General features: G+C 52.1%; 19 protein-coding genes. 9 read left to right on the top strand and 10 right to left on the bottom strand.

Annotated elements, in window-relative coordinates:
• Positions 1 to 5: 5 nt before the first annotated feature.
• The 3 genes from F8N62_RS05790 to F8N62_RS05780 form a co-directional block, all read right to left on the bottom strand.
• Entirely contained in the window at positions 6 to 827 is an 822-nt protein-coding gene (locus tag F8N62_RS05790; RefSeq protein ID WP_150710049.1) for a M23 family metallopeptidase, read from the bottom strand.
• Between the two features lie 3 nt (positions 828 to 830).
• Entirely contained in the window at positions 831 to 2,210 is a 1,380-nt protein-coding gene (gene xseA, locus F8N62_RS05785) for an exodeoxyribonuclease VII large subunit (protein ID WP_150710271.1), read from the bottom strand.
• 118 nt (positions 2,211 to 2,328) lie between these two features.
• Positions 2,329 to 3,225, bottom strand: a complete 897-nt coding sequence (locus tag F8N62_RS05780) for a LysR family transcriptional regulator (RefSeq protein ID WP_150710048.1) — start codon at positions 3,223 to 3,225, stop codon at positions 2,329 to 2,331.
• A 100-nt stretch (positions 3,226 to 3,325) separates the two neighbouring features.
• Here F8N62_RS05780 and F8N62_RS05775 point away from each other — a divergent pair, with 100 nt between their 5' ends.
• The 8 genes from F8N62_RS05775 (at position 3,326) to repC (ending at position 12,145) form a co-directional block, all read left to right on the top strand.
• A complete protein-coding gene (locus tag F8N62_RS05775; protein ID WP_150710047.1) occupies positions 3,326 to 4,093 on the top strand; it encodes a sulfite exporter TauE/SafE family protein in 768 nt (255 codons plus the stop codon).
• A gap of 185 nt (positions 4,094 to 4,278) precedes the next feature.
• Positions 4,279 to 4,827: a sugar ABC transporter ATPase gene (locus tag F8N62_RS05770; RefSeq protein ID WP_150710046.1), complete on the top strand. Its 549-nt coding sequence runs from the start codon at positions 4,279 to 4,281 to the stop codon at positions 4,825 to 4,827.
• Positions 4,828 to 5,043: 216 nt separating this feature from the next.
• Positions 5,044 to 6,513 (top strand): IMP dehydrogenase, encoded by a 1,470-nt coding sequence (gene guaB / locus F8N62_RS05760; RefSeq protein WP_109634587.1) that lies wholly within the window; start codon positions 5,044 to 5,046, stop codon positions 6,511 to 6,513.
• 98 nt (positions 6,514 to 6,611) lie between these two features.
• Positions 6,612 to 8,189 carry a glutamine-hydrolyzing GMP synthase gene (guaA, locus tag F8N62_RS05755; RefSeq protein WP_150710045.1) on the top strand — a complete coding sequence of 526 codons (1,578 nt, stop codon included), beginning with the start codon at positions 6,612 to 6,614 and terminating at the stop codon, positions 8,187 to 8,189.
• Positions 8,190 to 8,496: 307 nt separating this feature from the next.
• Entirely contained in the window at positions 8,497 to 9,705 is a 1,209-nt protein-coding gene (locus tag F8N62_RS05750; RefSeq protein WP_150710044.1) for a tyrosine-type recombinase/integrase, read from the top strand.
• Positions 9,706 to 10,011: 306 nt separating this feature from the next.
• On the top strand, positions 10,012 to 10,242 hold the full coding sequence (locus F8N62_RS05745; protein WP_150710043.1) for a helix-turn-helix transcriptional regulator: 231 nt from the start codon (positions 10,012 to 10,014) through the stop codon (positions 10,240 to 10,242).
• A gap of 3 nt (positions 10,243 to 10,245) precedes the next feature.
• A complete protein-coding gene (locus F8N62_RS05740; protein ID WP_150710042.1) occupies positions 10,246 to 11,145 on the top strand; it encodes a helicase RepA family protein in 900 nt (299 codons plus the stop codon).
• Positions 11,126 to 12,145 (top strand): replication protein C, IncQ-type, encoded by a 1,020-nt coding sequence (gene repC, locus F8N62_RS05735; protein WP_150710041.1) that lies wholly within the window; start codon positions 11,126 to 11,128, stop codon positions 12,143 to 12,145. Before F8N62_RS05740 ends, repC begins: the two co-directional genes overlap by 20 nt.
• A 351-nt stretch (positions 12,146 to 12,496) precedes the next feature.
• Here repC and F8N62_RS05730 read toward each other — a convergent pair whose 3' ends face one another.
• From F8N62_RS05730 to F8N62_RS05720, 3 genes are all read right to left on the bottom strand, one after another.
• Entirely contained in the window at positions 12,497 to 13,504 is a 1,008-nt protein-coding gene (locus F8N62_RS05730; RefSeq protein ID WP_150710040.1) for a hypothetical protein, read from the bottom strand.
• Between the two features lie 198 nt (positions 13,505 to 13,702).
• Positions 13,703 to 13,957, bottom strand: a complete 255-nt coding sequence (locus F8N62_RS05725; RefSeq protein WP_150710039.1) for a hypothetical protein — start codon at positions 13,955 to 13,957, stop codon at positions 13,703 to 13,705.
• 321 nt (positions 13,958 to 14,278) lie between these two features.
• On the bottom strand, positions 14,279 to 14,422 hold the full coding sequence (locus F8N62_RS05720) for a hypothetical protein (RefSeq protein ID WP_263597206.1): 144 nt from the start codon (positions 14,420 to 14,422) through the stop codon (positions 14,279 to 14,281).
• Between the two features lie 442 nt (positions 14,423 to 14,864).
• Here F8N62_RS05720 and F8N62_RS05715 point away from each other — a divergent pair, with 442 nt between their 5' ends.
• Positions 14,865 to 15,242: a plasmid mobilization protein gene (locus tag F8N62_RS05715; protein ID WP_150710037.1), complete on the top strand. Its 378-nt coding sequence runs from the start codon at positions 14,865 to 14,867 to the stop codon at positions 15,240 to 15,242.
• A gap of 122 nt (positions 15,243 to 15,364) precedes the next feature.
• Here the strand turns inward: F8N62_RS05715 and F8N62_RS05710 are convergent, their stop codons facing one another.
• The 4 genes from F8N62_RS05710 to F8N62_RS05695 form a co-directional block, all read right to left on the bottom strand.
• The gene (locus F8N62_RS05710; RefSeq protein WP_150710036.1) at positions 15,365 to 15,547 is read right to left on the bottom strand and encodes a hypothetical protein; all 183 of its coding nucleotides are present in this window, start codon (positions 15,545 to 15,547) and stop codon (positions 15,365 to 15,367) included.
• 176 nt (positions 15,548 to 15,723) lie between these two features.
• Complete coding sequence (locus F8N62_RS05705) at positions 15,724 to 16,938, bottom strand: response regulator (protein WP_150710035.1); 1,215 nt, start codon at positions 16,936 to 16,938, stop codon at positions 15,724 to 15,726.
• Entirely contained in the window at positions 16,935 to 17,399 is a 465-nt protein-coding gene (locus F8N62_RS05700) for a response regulator transcription factor (RefSeq protein WP_150710034.1), read from the bottom strand. The genes F8N62_RS05705 and F8N62_RS05700 overlap by 4 nt, the downstream gene beginning before the upstream one ends.
• A 2-nt stretch (positions 17,400 to 17,401) precedes the next feature.
• Positions 17,402 to 20,926, bottom strand: coding sequence for a hypothetical protein (locus F8N62_RS05695; RefSeq protein ID WP_150710033.1), 3,525 nt, complete (start codon positions 20,924 to 20,926; stop codon positions 17,402 to 17,404).
• Positions 20,927 to 21,441: the final 515 nt, after the last annotated feature.

Raw genomic sequence — 21,441 nt, 5'->3', positions numbered from 1 at the left:
AAAAATCAGGGTTGGAAAGCGCCAATAAAAATCGCCGGATCCACCCGCGCATCATTCAGGCTGATGTTCCAGTGCATGTGCGGCCCGGTTGCCCGACCGGTAGCGCCAACCTTCCCGACTACAGCGCCACGGGCCAATTGCTGACCCACTTTCACATCAATCTTCGACATGTGGCAGAACATGCTGATAAAGCCTTGCCCATGATCGACAAACACCGTGTTGCCATTGAAAAAGTAGTTACCGATCAGGATCACCTTGCCACCCGCCGGGGTCTTGATCGGTGTGCCGGCCGGCACGGCGAAATCCAGGCCCGAGTGGGGATTGCGCTCTTCGCCATTGAAGAAGCGGCGCACACCAAACTTGCTCGACAGCGGCCCGTTGACCGGTTTGTCCAGCAGCAGGTTGCTCGGGGTGTTAGGGCTGAACGTGCGGTACGCGGCGATCTGCACGGCCAGTTCGCGTTCGATACGCTTGAGGTTTTCCGGGTCCGGATTGACCTGTTGGGTGTTTTTCAAAGTGATGCGTTGTTCGGGGTACTTCTTGTTGCCGACGGTGAAATTCAGATTCCGGCCGCCGCTGCTGACCTGTTGCGTGCCCGGTTTGACCGTCAACGGCACACCGACAATCGCCAGCCAATTGTTCTGTTCCTTGACCACCAGCACCGGTTTGCCTAGATAACTGGCTTTTGGCGCCTGGGCAGCGGCGCCCAGGTCCACGACTGCCACGCCTCCCGGCACCGGTTTGTTCAGCAGTCGGGTGATGTAACTGTCGGCATGGGCGTTGAAGGTCAGGCACAGCAACAGCAGCGAAGCGAGAAAACGCGGCATGGATCAATCCAGTAAAGAAAGGGTGACGGGCGTCAGGTGATTGTCTTCAACCCGCACGAGCAGTTCGCCTTCGCCAAGCCTGGCTTTCAGGCGCTGGCCGTTGTGGGTTTGCGCGGCACTGCGGATCGCGTTGCCGCGCTCGTCCAGCAGAATGCTGTAGCCACGGGCCAGCGTCGCCAGCGGGCTGACCACTTGCAGCGTCTGCACCTGACTTTGCAGTTGCAGGCGACGGGATTTGAGCCCTTCGCGGATAGCACGGGGCAGGCGTTCGGCGAGGCTGTCGAGACGCTGACGAAGCATCGCCAGTTGCCGTCCCGGATGTTGCCCGGCGAGGCGGGTTTCCAGGCGAATCAACCGTTCGCGGCGGGTATTGAGGCTGCGTTCGAAGGCGCGACGCATGCGCATGTCCAGATCGTCCAGACGCTGTGCTTGCTGGCGCAGGCGTTCACCGGGATGACGCAAGCGTCGGGAAATGCCTTCCAGACGCAGGCGATCGCGCATCAAGCGATCACGCATGCGCATCACCAGCCGGCGGTGCAGGCTCTCGACCCGGCGCACCAGATCACTGGAATCCGGGGCCAGCAGTTCGGCAGCGGCGGACGGCGTCGGGGCGCGCACGTCGGCGACGAAATCGCTGATCGACACATCGGTTTCATGGCCGACAGCGCTGACAATCGGCGTCACGCAGGCGTCCACGGCGCGGGCTACGGCTTCTTCGTTGAAACACCAGAGGTCTTCCAGCGAGCCGCCGCCACGGGCCAGGATCAACGCATCGAAACCCCGCGCGTCCGCCAGTTTCAGCGCGCGGACAATCTGCGCAGTGGCTTCGCGGCCCTGCACGGCGGTGGGGATGAGCGTCAGTTGCACCTGCGGCGCACGGCGGCGGAACACGCTGATGATGTCGCGAATCACCGCGCCGGTCGGCGAACTGATGATGCCGATGCGTTGCGGATGCGCCGGCAGCGGCACTTTGCGTTCGGCGCTGAACAGGCCTTCGGCACTGAGTTTTTCCTTCAGCGCATCGAAGGCCAGGCGCAATGCGCCATCGCCGGCCGGCTCGACGGTGTCGAGGATCAGCTGATAATCACCGCGCCCTTCGAACAGCGAGACCTTGCCGCGCACCTTGACCGCCAGGCCATCTTTCAACGCCTGACGAACCCGCGCCGCGTTCTGCCGGAACAACGCGCAACGCACCTGGGCGCCGCTGTCCTTGAGGGTGAAATACACGTGGCCGGATGCCGGGTGGGCGAGGTTGGAGATTTCGCCTTCGACCCAGATGTTACTGAACACGTCTTCGAGCAACACCCGCGCACGGCCGTTGAGCTGGCTGACAGTCAGGACTTCACGGTCCAGGCCGAGTCTTGCAAAGGGATCTTTAATCATGGGGCGCATGATAAAGGCATTTTCCTGCGCATTGCACGATACGTGTAGGAGCTGCCGAAGGCTGCGATCTTTTGATCCTCATCATCTAGATCAAAAAGATCGCAGCCTTCGGCAGCTCCTACTCGGATCGGCGCAAGTGGTGAGTGAATTGCTCTGCCAGCGCCGTCGGGTTTTGCCCGCAGGCGAGGGCGACGGTGCTGTGGCAATCCGGGTCGGACAGCGGCAGGAAGTGAATGTCCGGCGGGGCGATGTCGCGCATCGACTCCGGCAGCAGGGCAATGCCGAAGCCGGCCTGGATCAATTGCAGTTGCGTGGTTTTGCGCGACACAACCCGCGCCGCTTTCGGGAAGAAACCATGGCGCATGCACAACTCGGCGGACAGGTAACTCAACCCGCCCCGTTGAGGATGAGGAATGGAAATAAACGCCTCATCCTTCAACTGCGCCAGATCGATGCCTTGAGCGGACTTATCCACAGCCAGCCGATGATGGGGCGGAACGGCCAGCAATAATCGTTCGCTATACAAGGGCGTCACCTGCACGCCTTCACGCTGGCGCAACACCGGCAGGCGCAGCAGTCCGACGTCCAACCGATTGTCGGCCAACGCTTCCAGTTGCGCTTCGGAAGACAGCTTGGCGATATCAACGGACACGCTGACATGCTGATCCAGATAGTCGCTGATACCCCGCAGCAAGCGGCCACTCATGGGCACGGTGCTGGAATGGCTGAGGCGCAAGGTGCCGAGTTCTCCGTTGCCGACCTGGGTCGCCACTTCACTGGCCTTGCTCAGTTCGCTCAACAGGTTTCTGGCACGGGGCAAGAAGGCTTCACCGGCCGCGGTCAGTCGGGGCAGGCGTGCGGTGCGTTCAAACAAGGGCGTTTGCAGGCGGGTTTCCATGTCCTTTATTTGCCGGCTCAGGGCCGACTGAGCAATGAACAGGCGTTCGGCTGCGGCGCTGAAGCTGCCGCAGTCGGCGATTTCCACGAAGTAACGCAATTGGCGGGTCGAAAGCACCAGTCATGCCTTTTTGAGATGGGTTGAGGGCTTTGAAGATATTAGTCGCAAGACTCGGCGCTGGCTAAAGTCATCTCAGGTATTCAAGGAAGCTGTGCAGATGAATGTGCTCGAGTTGTTGACCCAATGGCCGTTCGGCCCAACGGATTGGCTGATAATCGGTCTGGGCATCGCCCTTGCGTATATCGTGTTCGGCATCGCCGGCTTCGGTACCGCGCTGGTGGCAGGGCCGATTCTGATTCTGTTCATGCCGCTCTCGAAGATTGTGCCGCTGCTGGTGCTGCTGGATTTTGTCGCGGCATTCGGCAATCTGCTGCCTTCGCGAAGGGATGTGGCCAGACCGGAATTGCTGCGGCTGCTGCCGTGCATGGCGGTGGGCTGCACGCTGGGGGTGATTTTTCTGCTGAACCTCAAATCCGATCTGTTGCTGTTGTTGATGGGGCTGTTCATCAGTGCCTACGCGATTTACAGCCTGTGGGTAAAAACCCGGCCCAGGCAATTGTCAGTGGCTTGGGCGGTGCCGATGGGCACGGTCGGTGGGATGTTCGGCGCGTTGTTTGGCAGTGGCGGCTTCTTATATGCGATCTATTTGAACAGTCGCTTGCCCAAAGACGCGGCGCGGGCGACCCAGAGCGCGCTGATCAGCTGCAGCACCGTGGTGCGCCTGAGTCTGTTCGCTGTCGCGGGTGTGTATGCCGAGCTACCCTTATTGGTACTGGCGCTGTGTTTGTTGCCGGCGATGGCGTTGGGGCTGTGGGTCGGCCGGCGATTGACCATGAGATTGTCCCGCGAGGCGTTTGTGCGGTTGGTGACTTGGCTGGTGCTGGTCAGCGGGATTGCGCTGATCGGGCGGTATTTGAGTACTTGACCGGATTTCGTCAGGGATTAAGCTGCCCGCCGTTCCGACGCCTTCGCGGGCAAGCCCGCTCCCACAGTGATTGGAGTGAACATGATTCTTATGTACACCTCCAATCCTTGTGGGAGCGGGCTTGCCCGCGAAGACGTCAGTACGAACACCGCAGAACCTCCATCTGACGCAGCAGGCTTGCACCCATGAATTCCCAAAGCATCATCGTCCCGAAAATCTCCACATTGCCGGTACACGAACCCCGGGCCAGGGCGGTTGTGCGTTGGCTGGTGCGCAAGAACATCATCAAGGAAGAATTGACCACCTGCGGGCGCACCGGCAACCGCATGGGCCACGCCCTTGCCGACGGTGCCCGCGCCGTGGTGCTGCACCCCGAAGCGTTGCCGTTCGGCGAGGCGATCAATGGCCTGGAGATTATTACCAAGCGCTGCATCTATACGCCGGCCAAGGGATTTCTCGAAGAGGCGGGCTGCGCCGAGTGTCGCAAGGAAGTCGGCGAAGCGCTGTTTGAAAGCCTGGAAGACTGGATGCCGGGGCGCACCGATAACTTCACCTGCCCGGAGTGCGGCCATGAAGACGACATCAACGGGTTTCTGTTTCTTCAGGAATGCGGCTTTTCCAACTTGGGGTTCATTTTCAACAACTGGGCCGAGGCCGGGTTCAAGCAAAGCTTTATCGATGAATTTGCCGATTGGCTGGATCAGCCCGTGAGCTGGGTCAAAGTCGAACTCTGAATACCCCCGGTCCTCGTAGGAGCTGCCGAAGGCTGCGATCTTTTGACTTTGACTTTGAAAAACAAGATCAAAAGATCGCAGCCTTCGGCAGCTCCTACGGGGCGTTGTTTTTCCGTATATCAGTAATGCCAATAATAGACAGAGTTTTACGTTGAACCCGAGGGGGTGTCTGACTATAATGGCGCGCTTCCATTTTCCCGCTCGGGAGCCCCCGCGATGCTGCGTATCAGCCAAGAAGCTCTGACATTCGACGACATTCTCCTAGTGCCCGGTTATTCCGAGGTGCTTCCTAACGAAGTCAGTCTCAAGACCCGCCTAACCCGTGGCATCGAGCTGAATATTCCTCTGGTTTCTGCCGCCATGGACACCGTCACTGAAGCCCGTCTGGCAATTGCCATGGCTCAGGAAGGTGGCATCGGCATCATCCACAAGAACATGACCATCGAGCAGCAAGCTGCCGAAGTGCGCAAGGTCAAGCGTTACGAAGCCGGCGTGGTCAAGGACCCGATCACTATCGAGGCCGACGCCACAGTTCGTGAGCTGTTCGAACTGACCCGCCAGCACAACATCTCCGGCGTTCCGGTTTTGCACAACGGCGACCTGGTCGGCATCGTCACTTCCCGTGACGTGCGTTTCGAAAACCGCCTTGAAGCCACTGTCCGCGAAGTGATGACGCCTAAAGAGCGTCTGGTCACGGTCAAGGAAGGCGCCGACAAGAACGACGTTCGCGAGCTGTTGCACAAGCACCGCATCGAACGCGTACTGATCGTCGACGACAAATTCGCCCTCAAAGGCATGATGACCGTCAACGACATCGAAAAAGCCAAGGCTTACCCGCTGGCCAGCAAGGACGATCAAGGTCGTCTGCGCGTAGGCGCTGCCGTCGGCACCGGTAAAGACACCGGTGACCGCGTTGCCGCACTGGTCAATGCCGGCGTTGACGTGGTGGTGGTCGACACCGCTCACGGTCACTCCAAAGGCGTGATCGACCGCGTTCGCTGGGTCAAACAGAACTTCCCTGAAGTGCAAGTCATCGGCGGCAACATCGCCACCGGCGCAGCCGCCAAGGCGTTGGCCGAAGCAGGCGCCGACGCGGTCAAGGTCGGTATCGGCCCGGGCTCGATCTGCACCACCCGTATCGTCGCCGGTGTCGGCGTCCCGCAAATCAGTGCCATCGCCAACGTTGCCGCTGCCCTTGAGGGCACTGGCGTTCCGTTGATCGCCGACGGCGGCATCCGTTTCTCCGGTGACCTGTCCAAGGCCATCGTGGCCGGTGCGTCCTGCGTGATGATGGGCTCGATGTTCGCCGGTACTGAAGAAGCGCCGGGCGAGATCGAACTGTTCCAGGGTCGTTCGTACAAGGCGTATCGCGGCATGGGTTCGCTGGGCGCCATGTCCCAGGCTCAAGGCTCCTCCGACCGTTACTTCCAGGACTCCTCCGCGGGTGCCGAGAAGCTGGTTCCGGAAGGCATCGAAGGGCGTGTCCCGTACAAGGGCAGCCTGAGCGCGATCATCCATCAACTGATGGGCGGCCTGCGTTCCTCGATGGGCTACACCGGCAGCGCCGACATCGAAGAAATGCGCACCAAGCCTGAGTTCGTGCGGATCACCGGCGCTGGCATGGCCGAGTCCCATGTCCACGACGTGCAGATCACCAAAGAAGCGCCAAACTACCGCGTAGGTTGAGGCTTCAAGCAAAACATCAAGTAACCGGGGCTGTTCTATTCAGCCCCGAGTTGTTTCTGAATCACGACTGTTTCTGAATTTCTAGACGAGACTGAATCATGGCCCTCGACATTCACGCTCACCGCATCCTGATCCTCGATTTCGGTTCCCAGTACACCCAGCTGATTGCCCGCCGCGTGCGTGAAATCGGCGTGTACTGCGAACTGCATCCGTTCGATATGGATGAAGACGCGATTCGCGAATTCGCTCCCAAAGGCGTCATTCTCGCCGGTGGCCCCGAGTCTGTGCACGAAGCCAACAGCCCTCGCTGCCCGCAAGCGGTGTTCGATCTGGGCGTGCCGGTCTTCGGCATCTGCTACGGCATGCAGACCATGGCCGAACAGTTGGGTGGCAAGGTTGAAGGTTCCGAACTGCGTGAGTTCGGTTACGCCCGTGTCGACGTGGTCGGCAAGAGCCGCCTGCTCGACGGCATTGAAGACCACATCGATGCCGACGGCCTGTTCGGCCTCGACGTGTGGATGAGTCACGGTGACAAGGTCACCAAGATGCCTCAGGAATTCCACATCCTGGCCAGCACCCCGAGCTGCCCGATCGCCGGCATGTTCGACGACGCGCGCGGCTATTACGGCGTGCAGTTCCACCCGGAAGTGACCCACACCAAGCAGGGCGGTCGCATCCTCTCGCGCTTCATCCTCGACATCTGCGGCTGCGAAGCCCTGTGGACGCCATCGAAGATTGCTGAAGACGCCATCGCCAACGTTCGCGCCCAGGTCGGCACCGACAACGTATTGCTCGGCCTGTCTGGCGGTGTTGACTCTTCGGTAGTTGCCGCGCTGCTGCACAAAGCCATCGGCGACCAGCTGACCTGCGTCTTCGTCGACAACGGCCTGCTGCGTCTGCACGAAGGTGAGCAAGTGATGGCCATGTTCGCCGAGAACATGGGCGTCAAGGTGATCCGCGCCAACGCTGAAGACCAGTTCCTGAACAACCTGGCTGGCGAAAGCGACCCAGAGAAGAAGCGCAAGATCATCGGCCGTACCTTCATCGACGTCTTCGATGCCCAGTCGAACAAACTGGACAACATCAAGTACCTCGCACAAGGCACCATCTACCCGGACGTGATCGAGTCGGCTGGCGCGAAGAGCGGCAAGGCTCACGTGATCAAGTCGCACCACAACGTGGGCGGCCTGCCGGAAGAGATGAACCTGAAACTGGTCGAGCCGCTGCGCGAACTGTTCAAGGACGAAGTGCGTCGCCTGGGCCTGGAACTCGGCCTGCCGTACGACATGGTCTACCGTCACCCGTTCCCGGGCCCGGGCCTGGGCGTGCGGATTCTCGGTGAAGTGAAGAAGGAATACGCCGACCTGCTGCGTCGTGCCGACCACATCTTCATCGAAGAACTGCGCAAGGCCGACTGGTATCACAAAGTCAGCCAGGCCTTCGTGGTGTTCCAGCCGGTGAAATCGGTTGGCGTCGTGGGCGATGGCCGTCGTTACGCCTGGGTCGTGGCCCTGCGTGCCGTGGAAACCATCGACTTCATGACCGCGCGTTGGGCACACCTGCCTTACGAACTGCTGGAAACTGTTTCCGGCCGCATCATCAATGAAATCGAAGGCATCTCCCGCGTCACCTACGACGTATCGAGCAAGCCGCCAGCGACCATTGAGTGGGAATGATTGGTTGTCCGGCACTGACCGGCACCAACTAGCAAGAAACACCCTGAAGCCCGCGTAACTGCGGGCTTTCGGCTTTTTTGGTCTAGCAAATTCTGGCAGCTCTGTGCATCGCCAAGCACCGTGTTTGTGTGGCATGGTACAGGGCATTGACTGAGCCCAATGCCATGCTCGGTGTTCGATACCATGTCGTCTCTGTAGGGGGTAGCATGGTATCAAATCTCATCATCCGCCCGGTTTCATTGGGTTTTCTTGCGGTCTTGGGGTGTTTTCTGAGCATGGTATTTTTTGAACGGAATCCGCGAGCGCCATGCTGACCGATACCAAGCTGCGTAATCTCAAACCGAAAGAAAAACTCTATAAAGTTAACGACCGTGATGGACTCTATGTGGCTGTCACGGCTGCGGGATCAATCTCGTTCCGCTACAACTACTCCATCAACGGCCGACAGGAGACCGTCACGTTCGGTCGCTACGGGGTAGGTGGTATAACGCTTGCGGAAGCCCGGGAGCGCTTGGGCGAGGCCAAGAAACTGGTTTCGGCTGGCAAGTCACCTGCCAAGGAGAAAGCCCGCGACAAGGCTCGTATCAAGGGCGCGGAGACGTTTGATGCTTGGGCCGAGAAATGGTTGCGCGGGTATCAGATGGCCGATTCAACTCGTGACATGCGCCGCTCGGTTTACGAGCGTGAGCTCAAGCCGAAATTCGGCAATCAGAAACTAATAGAGATCACCCATGAGGATCTGCGTACGCTTACCGAAGCAATCGTAGAGCGAGGCGCCCCAGCAACGGCAGTGCATTCCCGTGAGATTATGCTACAGGTCTTCCGCTGGGCTATTGAGCGTGGCCAGAAGGTTGAGAACCCGGCCGATCTAGTGCGTCCTGCAAGCATCGCCAAGTTCGAGCCACGCGACCGGGCTTTGACCCCTGACGAAATCGCCTTGATGTATCAATACATGGATCGCATAGGAACTGCATCATCGGTGCGAGCTGCGGCTAAGCTGTTGTTGCTCACTATGGTGCGGAAAAGTGAGTTAACCAACGCGACCTGGAGTGAGATCAATTTCAGCGAAGCCCTATGGACCATTCCCAAAGAGCGCATGAAGCGGCGAAATCCCCATTTGGTGTACTTGTCTAGGCAAGCGCTGGATATCTTCATTGCGCTGAAGACCTTTGCTGGTGGATCAGACTACGTGTTGCCTTCACGCTACGACTCAGATTTGCCCATGAGCGCAGCCACGATCAACCAAGTGCTGACTCTCACTTATCGGCTTGCGCAGAAAGAAGGAAAGCCGCTGAGCAAGTTCGGGCCGCATGATCTGAGGCGGACAGCAAGCACGTTGCTGCATGAGGCGGGTTACAACTCAGACTGGATCGAGAAATGCCTCGCGCACGAACAGAAGGGCGTGCGAGCCGTCTACAACAAGGCTGAATACCGCGATCAGCGCAATGCTATGTTGCAGGACTGGGCTGACATGATTGACGAATGGACGACCAAAAAATCTCGTACAAGTGGCTGATTTTTAACCTCGCGATGCACCAAGCACACAGGAAACTGTATTTTCCGTAGCGAAACGCCCACTCCGGTGGGTTTTTTTTCGTCCCGAAATATCCCGTTTGCCGGACACATTCATTCTCGAAAATAGGTCGAGTGAAACTCCTGCAAAAACACATCTGATTGAGCGCATTTTTTGTCCGTGAACTAGATGTTTACGGACATTAACTATCTGATCTATATGGTAAAAATCGATTTTCTAATGCTGGAAAGTACCGGTAATTGGGGGTAATAATCGAGCTTCGATATGTGATTAGTAGAGGTGTTTCGGGTGGAAAAGGAATCGGAAAAAAAGAAAACAGTCCTCATCAGTAAGAGGCAATTGCTGGCAATCATCCCGTTATGCGAGCGCACGATCTACAACTTTGAAAAGCAAGGAAGATTTCCTCGCCGGATTGCACTCAGCAGCCGAAAGGTCGTGTGGGATTTGGCCGAAGTCGAGGAATGGATTGATGGTTGTAGGGAGTCTGGCTCAGCCTCCCGTCCGGGAATGGGGGCATGAGCTATGGCGATTGATTTACTAGCGGCGTTCGAGGATGAGCCACCCGTGCTGGACTTTATCTGGCCCGGCTTCCTCGCTGGAACTGTTGGAGCGTTGGTAGCTCCCGGAGCTACAGGCAAGAGCTTCTGGGCGTTGGAGGCCGCAATGTCCGTCGCTTGCGGGGCAACTGGGGAGAGCAGAGCTGCTGGTGGTGACCTGATAGGACTTGCCCCCGCGCGAGCTGGCCGTGTGGTCTATCTCGCCGGAGAGGACCCAGAGGTCGCGTTGGTGGGCCGCATTCATGCCATAGGCAAGCATCTAAATCAGCAGGCACGTCAAGTCATCGCGGAGAACCTTACCCTTGAGCCGATCATGGGCAAGCGCCTGAACGTCATGGATGATCGGCATCTTAATCGCGTCATCGATTTCTGCGCCGGTGCCCGGCTGATCGTGCTGGACACCCTGAGCCGGATTCACAGTCTCGATGAGAATAGTAATGGCGACATGGCGCGGCTTGTGTCCACCCTGGAGCACATCGCGACAAGTACTGGGGCGTCAGTCCTCTACCTTCACCATGTTAGCAAGGGCAGCGCTCGCGAGGGCCAGACTGATCAGCAGCAGGCAGCGCGAGGCGCGTCCGCTTTAATCGACAATGCCCGGTGGTGCGGTTTCGTCGCCAAGATGACCGAGGACGAGGCCAAGCGCCTGAGCGAACGCTCCTTTGATAGACAGCCCATCGACAACGACAGGCGCCGCTTCTTTGTGCGATTTGGTGTGTCTAAGCAAAATTATTCCACCACGCCGGTTGACCGCTGGTACTCACAGCACGGCGGCGGTGTGTTGCTCCCTGTGGTGTTGACGGAGACAAGGCACGATACGGGAAGCGGGAGCGGGGGTAAGGGTTATGGCACAGCAACGTATTAAACCTGCCTACGCCCGATTTGATCCTGCTCATGTATTCGACGGGCTATTCGTACCGACCAAGGGCAAGAAGCATGGGCGCTTGCTTGTAGAGCCGCGTCGGTTCGGCAACCTAGAGATCGGGTTTCAGGGATATGAGCAACTTGGGGCCCAGGACCAGTCGATTTTGCTGGCCCTGACTGCCCAGCTTGGCATTGCCCGACTTGTGATCGACGCTACCTCGGTGGGGCCGGTGAGCAAGCAGTTACGCCTTGCGCTGGACTTCAACCAAGACGACGGCGCGCCGCTGGCTAGCAAGCGCACCAGCCTACGAAGCTTGCTGATCGACGCCGGATACAATCCGGATACTAGCACCGACAAGGCCAAAGACAGCTTAAATAGGCTACGGGCTACGCAGATTCGGGAGATCGATCGAGAAACTGGCTGGGACCGAGTCTGCAATCTGATTTCCGTCAGCTTCAATCATAAGACTAAGGAAATTCACGTCGCGGCCAATCCCCGTCTGACAGGCGCAGTTTTCCGGGGGCAGCACGTAAAGGTCTCACTGTTTGAACGCAACGAGCTGGAAAGCGAAGTCGCGAAGCTTCTGCACTGCTGGCTTTGCTCGAACATCCGTCTCGGCCGGGCGCTTGGCAACAATAACGGGGCACACCTCGACACCCTTGCGCCCCATGTCTGGGGCAGGGCGGCATGGGAAGGCTTCTCGAAACAGAGTAAGAGCCAGAAGCGCGGGCTATTGCGAGATGGCTTGGACGAGATAGCAGACCGCACACGCGGCTTACAAGGCGGCATAGGTTGGGCAATCGACCAGACCAGCAGCGGGCTTGTGCTTGTAAGCCGTCCCAAGGAACTGCCGCTCCTTGAAGGTGAGCACGGCATGACCCCCAGCGAGTATCACGAGATCATGAGCCAGCCGGCCGATTCGGAGTTGTTCAACAGGCAGGACTGGACGCTGGGTCGCCCGACGCACCCTAGCCCTAAGCCTTTACTACTTCAGCCCTAACCCTTTACTGCTCTAGCTCTAACCCTTTACTGGCCGTACCCCAAAATTGCGTGTAAAGCCGCGTCTAATCTCGCTTTCAGCTTTTCCTTAAAATTCCGGTCTAAGAAGTTCTAAAGAACTTCTACCATGCGCGCAAAGCGCCGCGCCTTGAGGGCGCAGCCCATCGCTTGCAGTGTTGGTGGCCTTCGGCCGTCAAGCACCAAAAGGAAAGGCTGCTGAGATTGCAATTCGTGAGTGACAAAAAGCTACAGGCGTCGCCAGAATGGCTTTCTTAAACTATACCCACCAAAAGAAATAACCAGTGCTAATTTGCACTTCATTCGATATGCCATCTGCATTAAACAATGCCGCTCAAAGCTGAGAAAAAATCTCATTAGCGATTACTTTCAAATTTATCTTTCGAGCCGCTACAGAATTATCATCTTGAGATCGAATATTAATACTTTCTAAGTGGGGAGAAAGTATTTTGAAAATTTCTTTTCCTGACTTGCTTTCAGGTCTGAAACCCATGCGACCAAAATTTCCCGCAGCGTTTACTAGAACCTCAGCCCAGCATAGTTCAGTCAATATATGTGGTATGGTCACATCTTTGGATGCAATAAAGGCTACGTTAAACTCTTGTGTTTGTCTAACATAGAAAAGCTCTGCCGAAGATTGAATCAGAGCCATATCGCTAGCCACGTTCATCAGACGTTTTTCATGGTCCTTACCATGGATGTCCATGTCGCTCTGAACCTTCGAAACTAGTCCCTCGTCATATAGGGAGGGATTAGCTTTCATGTGGAAGTAAGAGCATCCCGCGTATAGTCCGAGGGTGAATATTGGAAGATTATTATTAAGTAGATAGCCGATGAACTCATCTACCTTCCGTTTGAATCCTGCTTTAGAGTGATAAAATTTTTTTATGAGTAATAGATAATCACGCCATAAGGCAGTATTTATTTCGATGTTTGGTGAGATTTTTTCTATTGCCAGATAGTTTTTTTCGATCTCTTTCTTGCTTATACTCCAACCATACTCAGCTTTAAGAGCATCTAAGTATTCATCGTATGCATAGCGAGGACTTCCGTGAGTTCTCTGCTGTTCCGATAGGGCAACTAGTGGCGTGATTTCGGCGTTATGCTCGGCCGCCCAAGCCAATAAGCTTCTAATGTTTTTTTGGTTTTTTTTGTTACGAAGGTCACTCAATATATTTAGATCTAGAATCAAGAGGGTATTCACCTTTGTCTTGATTTCAGAAAAGTTTGGGGCGCCATAAAAAGGTGAGCCCAAGTAAATGTTCTCTGCCTCATCATCAGAGATTTTTAGTAATAAGTGTTTGTGTGGGAGAAGATTGGTTTCAAATATGGTACTTTTCATGTGACTCGCATTTATATATGAATGTATCTTGGGTTTTAGCAATAGTGCTCTGTACTCTCAGTAGTACGGCCGAGGTGTACGATGTGAAGTCGAGAAGGCATTATGCATAAGGGCGCCATCGACCGGCCTATATGTTCGCAATCGCTCGGTGAAAGATAGTTGTGGGTAAGGCACCAAAGAATGCTGGTTCATAGTGTTTCAGCTGTCAGTGGCGATGGCTTGATCGATGAGTTCAAAAATTTCGCTTAAAGGTGTATCAAAATAGTATTTGTTAGGTGTTCCAACGTTGGCGAAGTATAAGTAGCCATCGGCGTAGCGAAATACATGACCGCCAATTCGAATGGTTGAGTCGGTACCCGAACGCAGATGTTGTTTAAGTGCGATAAGTTGGTCGTAACTGAAATCGAATGACATCCACTTCTGCCAATAAGTATGGAGCTTGATGCAGGGCATATAGACCTCGTTATCACAAAAAAGTCGCTTATATTGTCATGACGCTCCCTGTCTTGACAACCTGGTTCGGTGTATTGTTGATGTGTTGGAAGTTGGCATAAGAATGTGCATTTTGACAATATAGCCTTCAGCATTTTTTTGGAAGACGTCTGTAGATGCAACGAAAACTGTCTTTTGGATTTAATGTGTTTTTCTTACCCATATTTAAAAATTATCTGATGCCCTTTTTTTTTGGTGTCGCTCTTTTCGTAATCGGCGCTTTAGCAATTTATGTTGATTCTGGTCGCGCAGAATTTTTTAATTAGTTCGCCGGGTCCGAGATTAAAAAATTGGTCGACCCTGCTTGATGAATCGGGTGACGTATTTGGTGAACTGCGTATAGCCGAGGTTCAACCGATCCTCGAAAGCCTCGTAAATCTGCACCAGAGGTACTCCTCGCTCGACTTCCGCCCGCACCTCATGCATGACGGCTACGAACGAAATACGGCCGCACCCGCGGCGTTGTGTGTGGTGGTCGTCATGGGGCAATTCGTGGTTACTCAAGTGTCGTTCTCCGTTCGCGCATTCTGATACCAATCAATATATCCATTTAAGAAAAAACATCGCAACTTTCCAAGATTGAGTTCCCCGACTTATGCGATTTTATGCGATTTTATGCGATTTTATGCGATTCAATGCGAACTTAGGAAAATGTATGCGATTGGGAAATTTGGAACTAGCTGTTTTGTCCAAATCGCATAGAATCGCAATGGCAGAGACGGCAAGATGTGTGTTGTAGGCCTACGCTACTTCGTAGCGAAGGCCTACAACACCTTGCCTTACTCGCCTGCGGCTCGAAGGAATTTCACTCCGCGAGGCATACACTCGTTACCACGACCAAAGATCAAAACCAAAGGTGCTAACTGGAATGAAGGACCTCAGAGGCCAAGAGCCCCAAGCCCGGCCGCGTAGAGAAGTTCCGCCGATCAAGGTTTGGGTGTCTGATCTAGAGAAGGCAACCATCGCCCAGAGAGCCGCTCAAACTGGGCTGTCTATGTCTAGCTTTTTACTGGCTACCGGATTGAACACGCCGATAAAGTCACGAGTAGATTTATTGGCAGTAGCAGACTTGGCTAAGGTAAATGGCGACCTCGGCAGAGCTGCAGGTCTTCTCAAATTATGGCTATCAGAGAGGCGTGGCCAAGGCGCAAGACCCGAAGATGTTGAGGAAGTAATGATCGAATTCAGAGAGTTACAAGCGATAGTAAGAGCGAAAATGAGCGAAATCGTTTATGGAAGCAAATGAAAGTGGTCATACTTAGCTTTAAATGGATATTCCATTTGGGTTTTTCTTGGATATGGCGGAATTAGTTTCCTTGGTGTGCTGATTCCCGTTTTATCTAATGAAAAATGTGGGCGTACTGATCGTTATTGCTTTTTACTATCATCTTTGTGAGGCAGTTTAGCGGATTTTGCTATTTGGCGTTTAATGATAGCAAGTTCGGCTTTATTACCATCTGCTTCAATGGCATTAAAAAGGGCTTCCGCCAGCATAGGATCTCTTCTGTAGATTTCAGCCATTGCATCGTCATGATAGAGATCTTTAATCATGTCAACTCCTACATTAAAGGTGGTGCCCCATAGGATTGTCCGCTTTGCCCAGTTGACTGGACGCTTAGTTAACGACTTAATCATTTTATAGTTAGAGGTTCACATGGTGGCTGACATAGTTGCTTTATCGCTGTGCGTGGACTTGCAGAAACAAGTCCACGCCAGAGCCTGAGCTACTATAACTCTAAGGAAGGGGATTTAAGCAATAAGTTAGCAAAAGCTGCGCTTGTATATGCAGCATAAGCTTGCCAGTCGTCATTTTTCTCTGCATCAGCGTAATCACATACAGATTTAATGACTATTGCTAGCGGTTTCGGATTGGCGGCTGACTCGACTGCAGCCATTACTGCGTACCCTTCCATTTCGATAGCCGCCAGCTCTCGATGTTGTAAGGTAACACTTCTAGCCTCTGCGTCATCTGCAATTACACTCGCACCCGATGCCATCGGCGCGAGCTTCACATTGAGCACTCCTTGAGGGAAATTACCTTGCCATCCGGATCTTATAGATTGCATAGTTGCCGGATCCCTCGCAAGTTCATTGACAACTTGCCGTATGTTCGGATCTAACGACATTTGATAAGCGGCAGCCTGAAATACGGGAGAGCGGTTGGAGTCTAATGCTCTTTTGCCACTTCCATAGTCCCATGCAGGGTCTGCGACGATGATATCTCCGAAGTTCGTGCGCGAGGCTATGCCTGCGCAGATACCCGTCATGATAAGTATTTTAGGTTTGAATAAAGCTACAATTTTTGCTGAAAGAGAGGCCGCAGACGGCATTCCTTTGCGTGGAGCGCTAACTGCGACAACTCGAACCATCTCTCCTGTTTTTTCAAAACTGCCGAAATGATAAGTTGATGGATCACCCGAAAAAATCTTAGTCTTCCAGCCATAATCTAGAGCTAAGATAGCGTCAAGTTCCGGTGATTGCAGAGCTGTCACGAATGCGATATCTACGGGAAAACCGTCTAGAGTTCTGCCTAAGCGAGTCATCAAATATTTGAGACGGCCTCTCAAATAAGATTTCCATTCATCTCCATGGCCAAACTGCCACAAAACTGCTCCCCTTTCAGCGGACTTTGTGCGTGCTGCGTCGACGTTATCCTCTCGGGCTGTAATAAACATAATGTCAGCGGGAAGACGACAGTTTACGTCGGTAAGCAGCAGGTCAAGTAAATCCAGGCCGCCTTCAATCTGAGGTTTATCTCTAAGTCCGTCAGGAAGGTTGAGATCGATTATCAAAACGTCATATTTATCTAAGCGCACCGCTTTGCGTGCTGCTACTGCAGTAGCCACATGTGTAATGGAAATCCCAGGGGCGGTATCCTCGCAAATCGCGGCGACTTCCTGCAGCTTTGATATTTCATCGTCTACAACTAAAATTTTGATCATGATAGACGAGATTCCTGAATAATTAGTTTTAGTTCAGACTGCCATCCTTCTTGGCGGGAGTCGTAATAGACGAGCCCAACAAACGGCGGCGCATATTCGCATTTGAGCTCATTTTTTAATTGGTTTAGGGACTTCTCACTTCCTTTTTCACCGAATGAATCAAACATGGTGACTATTACCGTTGGGACATAAATTTTTCGCAGTTTCATTTGAGCCAATAAATCCCTTCCGGCGAAATGTTCCGGTGTTCCGCCTCCTGGCTCGTGCTCAGCTATATCAAAGCTTGGCATGCTCATATCCATTAAAATAATATCCGTAGTGCTTTTAAGGCTGATTATTTTCCTTAATCCTGATGCATAAGATCTTGCTGAGCTTACCTTCGAGCCTACAAAGGTTGTCTCAACAAAATTTGTAATTTTCATCAGCTTTTCGTCGTCATCTTCAATGATCAAAATATTCAATTTCAACCCCTTTCAATAACAAAACCTAGACTAACATTAAAGGCTGAGTCAGTATGATGGAATTCGAGCGTTGCATCTTTATGGACTGGGCCGTTTGCGGCAAGCCATATTTTATGTAAACCACTCTCTCCTTCACCTTGAGCACGCCTGCTAGACTCTTTTAATTTGATAGACTCTCTGATCTGAATTACCTTTTTCAAATCTTCTTCTGATATTTTTTCTGAGTCAACATTGTTTGTGAATGCCATGGAGTAACGACCGTCAAAGTAGTTTAGTTCGGCATGTACTTTAAGGTCACTGATATCGACTTTTGAGTGTTTAATCGCATTTTCAATAAGCCCGTAGAAAACATAAACCATCGCGTCCAGTGTCCGCCCTGGCATTGCTTTTGAGTCCGGGTTTGTTGATAGTGTAGCTCCCTCCCAATTCGACGCGATCGAAATCGTATTTCTGATCATGTTAACGGCGATATGGAAAGGAAAGTCAACCGAATAGTCTTGCCGATCATAGACCTCGCTTCTTTTGAACCATGATGTGACCACGTCTAGTCGGATCCGAGTATTCGTGCGTGCCCGCATTATTGCGTTGACCAATTCGCCGTATGCCGCATCTCCTGCTAGGGGTTCAATTCGTCGATTTAGGGCGTCAAAGGTATCATGGAAGAAATCTTTAACTTTCGTGCTAAATACCCGCTGTACCAGTTCCAAGTTTTGGTCTGTTTTTTCCCATAGTCGATCAACACATTTGTCGATGAATTTATCAATGCTCTCTATTTCTTGATCTTCAAGTTGTGCGAGCTTTCTTTCGAGTCTTGAAGAATTGTATATGAAAAGACCATAGTTTGATTTGTCACCAGTCACTGCTTCATTCACGATCCGAATTTGCAATAGCTTGTCGCGAAGAATGTCGAGTATTGCATCAAAGTCTTGAGAGAACCCATTTAGAGAGTCGCGAAGAATATTCAGATGTTCAGGAGACGAACATTCCGAGAAAGCTTCCATCCAATGGCTATTAGGTGTATAGGTTTCCCGATCTTTCTCTTTGCTTGTGACGAGTTTTTCGTCCTCTACTGGCTTGCGAAGTGTGTTGCTAAGCGTGCCGTGCCTAACCCTAGTGCTAAGGTATGCATTTAACCCATGGCCTCCTCTTAGAAATTCATTCGTGACCTCAGAATAAAGGGCGTCAAACTGTACATCCGCTTCACTCGTGGATTCTCGGCTGATCATAGCAATGTCCGCTATAAGCCTTGCTATCGACGCCGCTTCTGAGTCAGCCTCAAAATATACTTGTGAAAAGTCCTCTTTCATCTGTTCGGCTTGATTCTGGGGGGCGTATGTTGCAGCCTTGTACATTGCATATGAGTTGCCAAGCTTACTACGAAGCGCTTTTCTAATCGCATCGACGTCTACGTACACTTTGCTTTGCTGTACCATAGTCATGCCTTTTGCGATAGCAAGCTGCTTCACTCTATCTTTGATTTCCTCCATGTAAATTTTTTCATTTGCGGAATCAATTTCGGATAGTTTTTGGCATACTTTAATTCGAGCCTCTTCTATCACTCTCGTACCGTCGTATATCAACGTCTTTCGCATGATCTCCGGATGCCATATTTTTTGTAGATACGCTACAAGAAGTCCTTTTTGTGACTCGTCAAAAAGTTTTAGCAGGTCGTCCGGATGGTCAACGTCATTTTCTAGTTGGAATTTCTCAAAGGCGTATCGTAGTTCTGATAATTTGCTGCCGTCGAAAAACTCTAAAAAGAAGCCAAGCAATAAAGGGTAGCTAACGCAATTTGGCCATTCATCGGCGCTAGGTAGCGCATCTGCGACTTCTTTTATTGGAACAACTGATGGGATTCTAGGATTCGCTAACATACTCTCCACAACAGCCATTGCAGCCTTGGGGATGTTTTTTTGGAGTAGGTGGCACACTGCCATTCCCCCGCCAAAGCGACTTACATTTGCCGAGGATACATTGCGATATAACCAGTAGTATATTTCTTGGGCTTGGATTGGCTGTTTTGTGCGAAGATAATATCTAGCCAGATTTTTTTTAACTCGAATCTGTGGCAGGTCGATGGTGTTGTCAGTTGTTCCGCTAATTAATACATGCTGAAGCATTAATGCCGTCGGATACTGCTTTTTTAAATTGATCGAGCTTAGGGCTTGGGTCTTAGCTTCACCAGTAGATATTAATGCTAGATATGGACTTAGGGGGTGATCTCTCATCAGCATATCCCTCATCCAGTAGGAAGGGTATTCAACATCTTCCTCCTTAAGGGTATGCATTACTAAAGATCTGAAATAGTTCATCCATGACTGACAATAAAAACGGCCAGTTAAAGAGAGAAGTGTGTGCCCTGAAATATACGCCTCGTCATTCAGAAGCAATACGTCCCTCAGGTGTTTAGCTACATGACTAAGAATGCCTTTCTCTTCTTCATGTGGTATATTAAGTGCGATTAATGATTTTACTTTTAGTGTGAATAGATATACGTCAAATGGATTGTCTTTTAAAGGGGTGTCAACTGCTTTTAAAAATTCATCATGTTTATCTTGGAGGTATAACTCAACTGCATTGGCTCGTATTGGGCATATCAATGTATAGCTGTTCGGAACTATACCTAAGCCTCTAAGTATGCCTACTAGACTTGGATCATCTGTTTTGGAGAACAAAACCGAAACTGGTTTTAAAATTTCTTTCGGTATGCGGCCTGTTAGACCGTCAGTGAGTACAGCCGTATGCAATCCAGATAAAAGAGCTTCATATAAGTCGATAAGGCTACTATGGCCCTCCATCAGCAACATTTCAGGCATTGCGTCTGACAGCATGTCAGTCTGTCCAAGAATTTTGCACTGTAAATACGTTTTTAATTTATCGTCTAAACCTGAGATGTATTCCTCAAGTTCTTCTTCCAAATTTAATTTTAATGTGGCAGCTTCAATTCGCTTTTTGGAAAACCACAAAATGGTGCTCAGGAGTGCATTATTTTCAATGATGCTTGTGTATTCGTTCTCTATCTTTCTCGTCCCTTCGAAGCCATCCCAGTGCTGAGCAATGCTTAGCTTCGATTGGATTAGCCATGTAGAATATCCGAACTCCTCCTCTATTTTTGCCAAGTGTGCCCAGCTGTCATTTCTGTCGTTAGATAAGATTGCTTTCTCAAAGCCTTGTCTCAATTGAACGTAGCGTTTGAGTTCTTTTCCATACTGATTGCATCTTGAGATAGCCCAGACTAACTCTTTTAATCTTGATAAAGCAAAACCAACAACGGTAGTGCTGTGCAAGCTATTTATGTTTTTTGGAAAAGGGTCTCCGTATGCCATGGCGAGATGGTCGCGAATATCGGGGATCTTTAAAAAAGTGTGGAATATATGATTTGGTTTTGCTTTCTTCTTCAGCTGGAAAATTGGTATGTCGGATCTTTTATATGACTTGACCATAGTCAGGAACTGACCGACCAATCTGTTGGCAGCCATTTGTTCCGCTTTAATATTTACACTTTTTGAAGTCCCAGATGCGCCCATTACAGCTCTTATCCTTGAGTGATTATCGTTTTTAGCCAGCTCTACACGGTGTGTCTCACAAGACGTAGTCATCCTAGATCAAAGCAACGACGCGATGCCCATAGCGTGCGTTGCTGTATGAGAAGGGCACGAGTAGCTCTCATTCGTATGGTCGACTCTGCTCATCCAATCATGACTCGATCAATGATTTTCGGTATTCCTACCTGACGCGTTGAAGCTTAGCATCCACCGACACTGGCTAGCACTGAGTAATGGCGTATAGCTATCTCTGGCGTTCATTGACAATCTAAATTTGATTAGATCTCAGTCATGCGAATCGTGTGTTGGGCGATGTCTACGCGCGGGCTTGCCAATGTGTCGTCGTGATTCGGAAAAAGAGTTACCCGCGAACACCAAAGTCGCTAATTCAAGAGAAAATTAAGCAGGACGCGTCGAGTTCTGAAGCGGACCAACCGATGACGTTTTATTTCCTGCGTTGACATGTTCAGCGTGACTCAGTATCGAACTGCCGCGAG

This window comes from Pseudomonas fluorescens (genome assembly GCF_902497785.1).
GTDB classification, from domain to species: Bacteria; Pseudomonadota; Gammaproteobacteria; order Pseudomonadales; family Pseudomonadaceae; genus Aquipseudomonas; species Aquipseudomonas fluorescens_BO.
The sequence above is the reverse complement of the archived record's forward strand: the minus strand, read 5'-3'. Positions and strand labels throughout refer to the sequence as shown.

What these genes read in the sequence shown, in the direction of transcription:
- F8N62_RS05790 (WP_150710049.1), bottom strand. Translation starts at nt 827, where the DNA reads ATGCCGCGTTTTCTCGCTTCGCTGCTGTTGCTGTGCCTGACCTTCAAC.
- xseA (WP_150710271.1), bottom strand. Translation starts at nt 2,210, where the DNA reads ATGATTAAAGATCCCTTTGCAAGACTCGGCCTGGACCGTGAAGTCCTG.
- F8N62_RS05775 (WP_150710047.1), top strand. Translation starts at nt 3,326, where the DNA reads ATGAATGTGCTCGAGTTGTTGACCCAATGGCCGTTCGGCCCAACGGAT.
- F8N62_RS05770 (WP_150710046.1), top strand. Translation starts at nt 4,279, where the DNA reads ATGAATTCCCAAAGCATCATCGTCCCGAAAATCTCCACATTGCCGGTA.
- guaB (WP_109634587.1), top strand. Translation starts at nt 5,044, where the DNA reads ATGCTGCGTATCAGCCAAGAAGCTCTGACATTCGACGACATTCTCCTA.
- guaA (WP_150710045.1), top strand. Translation starts at nt 6,612, where the DNA reads ATGGCCCTCGACATTCACGCTCACCGCATCCTGATCCTCGATTTCGGT.
- F8N62_RS05750 (WP_150710044.1), top strand. Translation starts at nt 8,497, where the DNA reads ATGCTGACCGATACCAAGCTGCGTAATCTCAAACCGAAAGAAAAACTC.
- F8N62_RS05740 (WP_150710042.1), top strand. Translation starts at nt 10,246, where the DNA reads ATGGCGATTGATTTACTAGCGGCGTTCGAGGATGAGCCACCCGTGCTG.
- repC (WP_150710041.1), top strand. Translation starts at nt 11,126, where the DNA reads ATGGCACAGCAACGTATTAAACCTGCCTACGCCCGATTTGATCCTGCT.
- F8N62_RS05730 (WP_150710040.1), bottom strand. Translation starts at nt 13,504, where the DNA reads ATGAAAAGTACCATATTTGAAACCAATCTTCTCCCACACAAACACTTA.
- F8N62_RS05725 (WP_150710039.1), bottom strand. Translation starts at nt 13,957, where the DNA reads ATGCCCTGCATCAAGCTCCATACTTATTGGCAGAAGTGGATGTCATTC.
- F8N62_RS05720 (WP_263597206.1), bottom strand. Translation starts at nt 14,422, where the DNA reads ATGCATGAGGTGCGGGCGGAAGTCGAGCGAGGAGTACCTCTGGTGCAG.
- F8N62_RS05715 (WP_150710037.1), top strand. Translation starts at nt 14,865, where the DNA reads ATGAAGGACCTCAGAGGCCAAGAGCCCCAAGCCCGGCCGCGTAGAGAA.
- F8N62_RS05710 (WP_150710036.1), bottom strand. Translation starts at nt 15,547, where the DNA reads ATGATTAAAGATCTCTATCATGACGATGCAATGGCTGAAATCTACAGA.
- F8N62_RS05705 (WP_150710035.1), bottom strand. Translation starts at nt 16,938, where the DNA reads ATGATCAAAATTTTAGTTGTAGACGATGAAATATCAAAGCTGCAGGAA.
- F8N62_RS05695 (WP_150710033.1), bottom strand. Translation starts at nt 20,926, where the DNA reads ATGGGCGCATCTGGGACTTCAAAAAGTGTAAATATTAAAGCGGAACAA.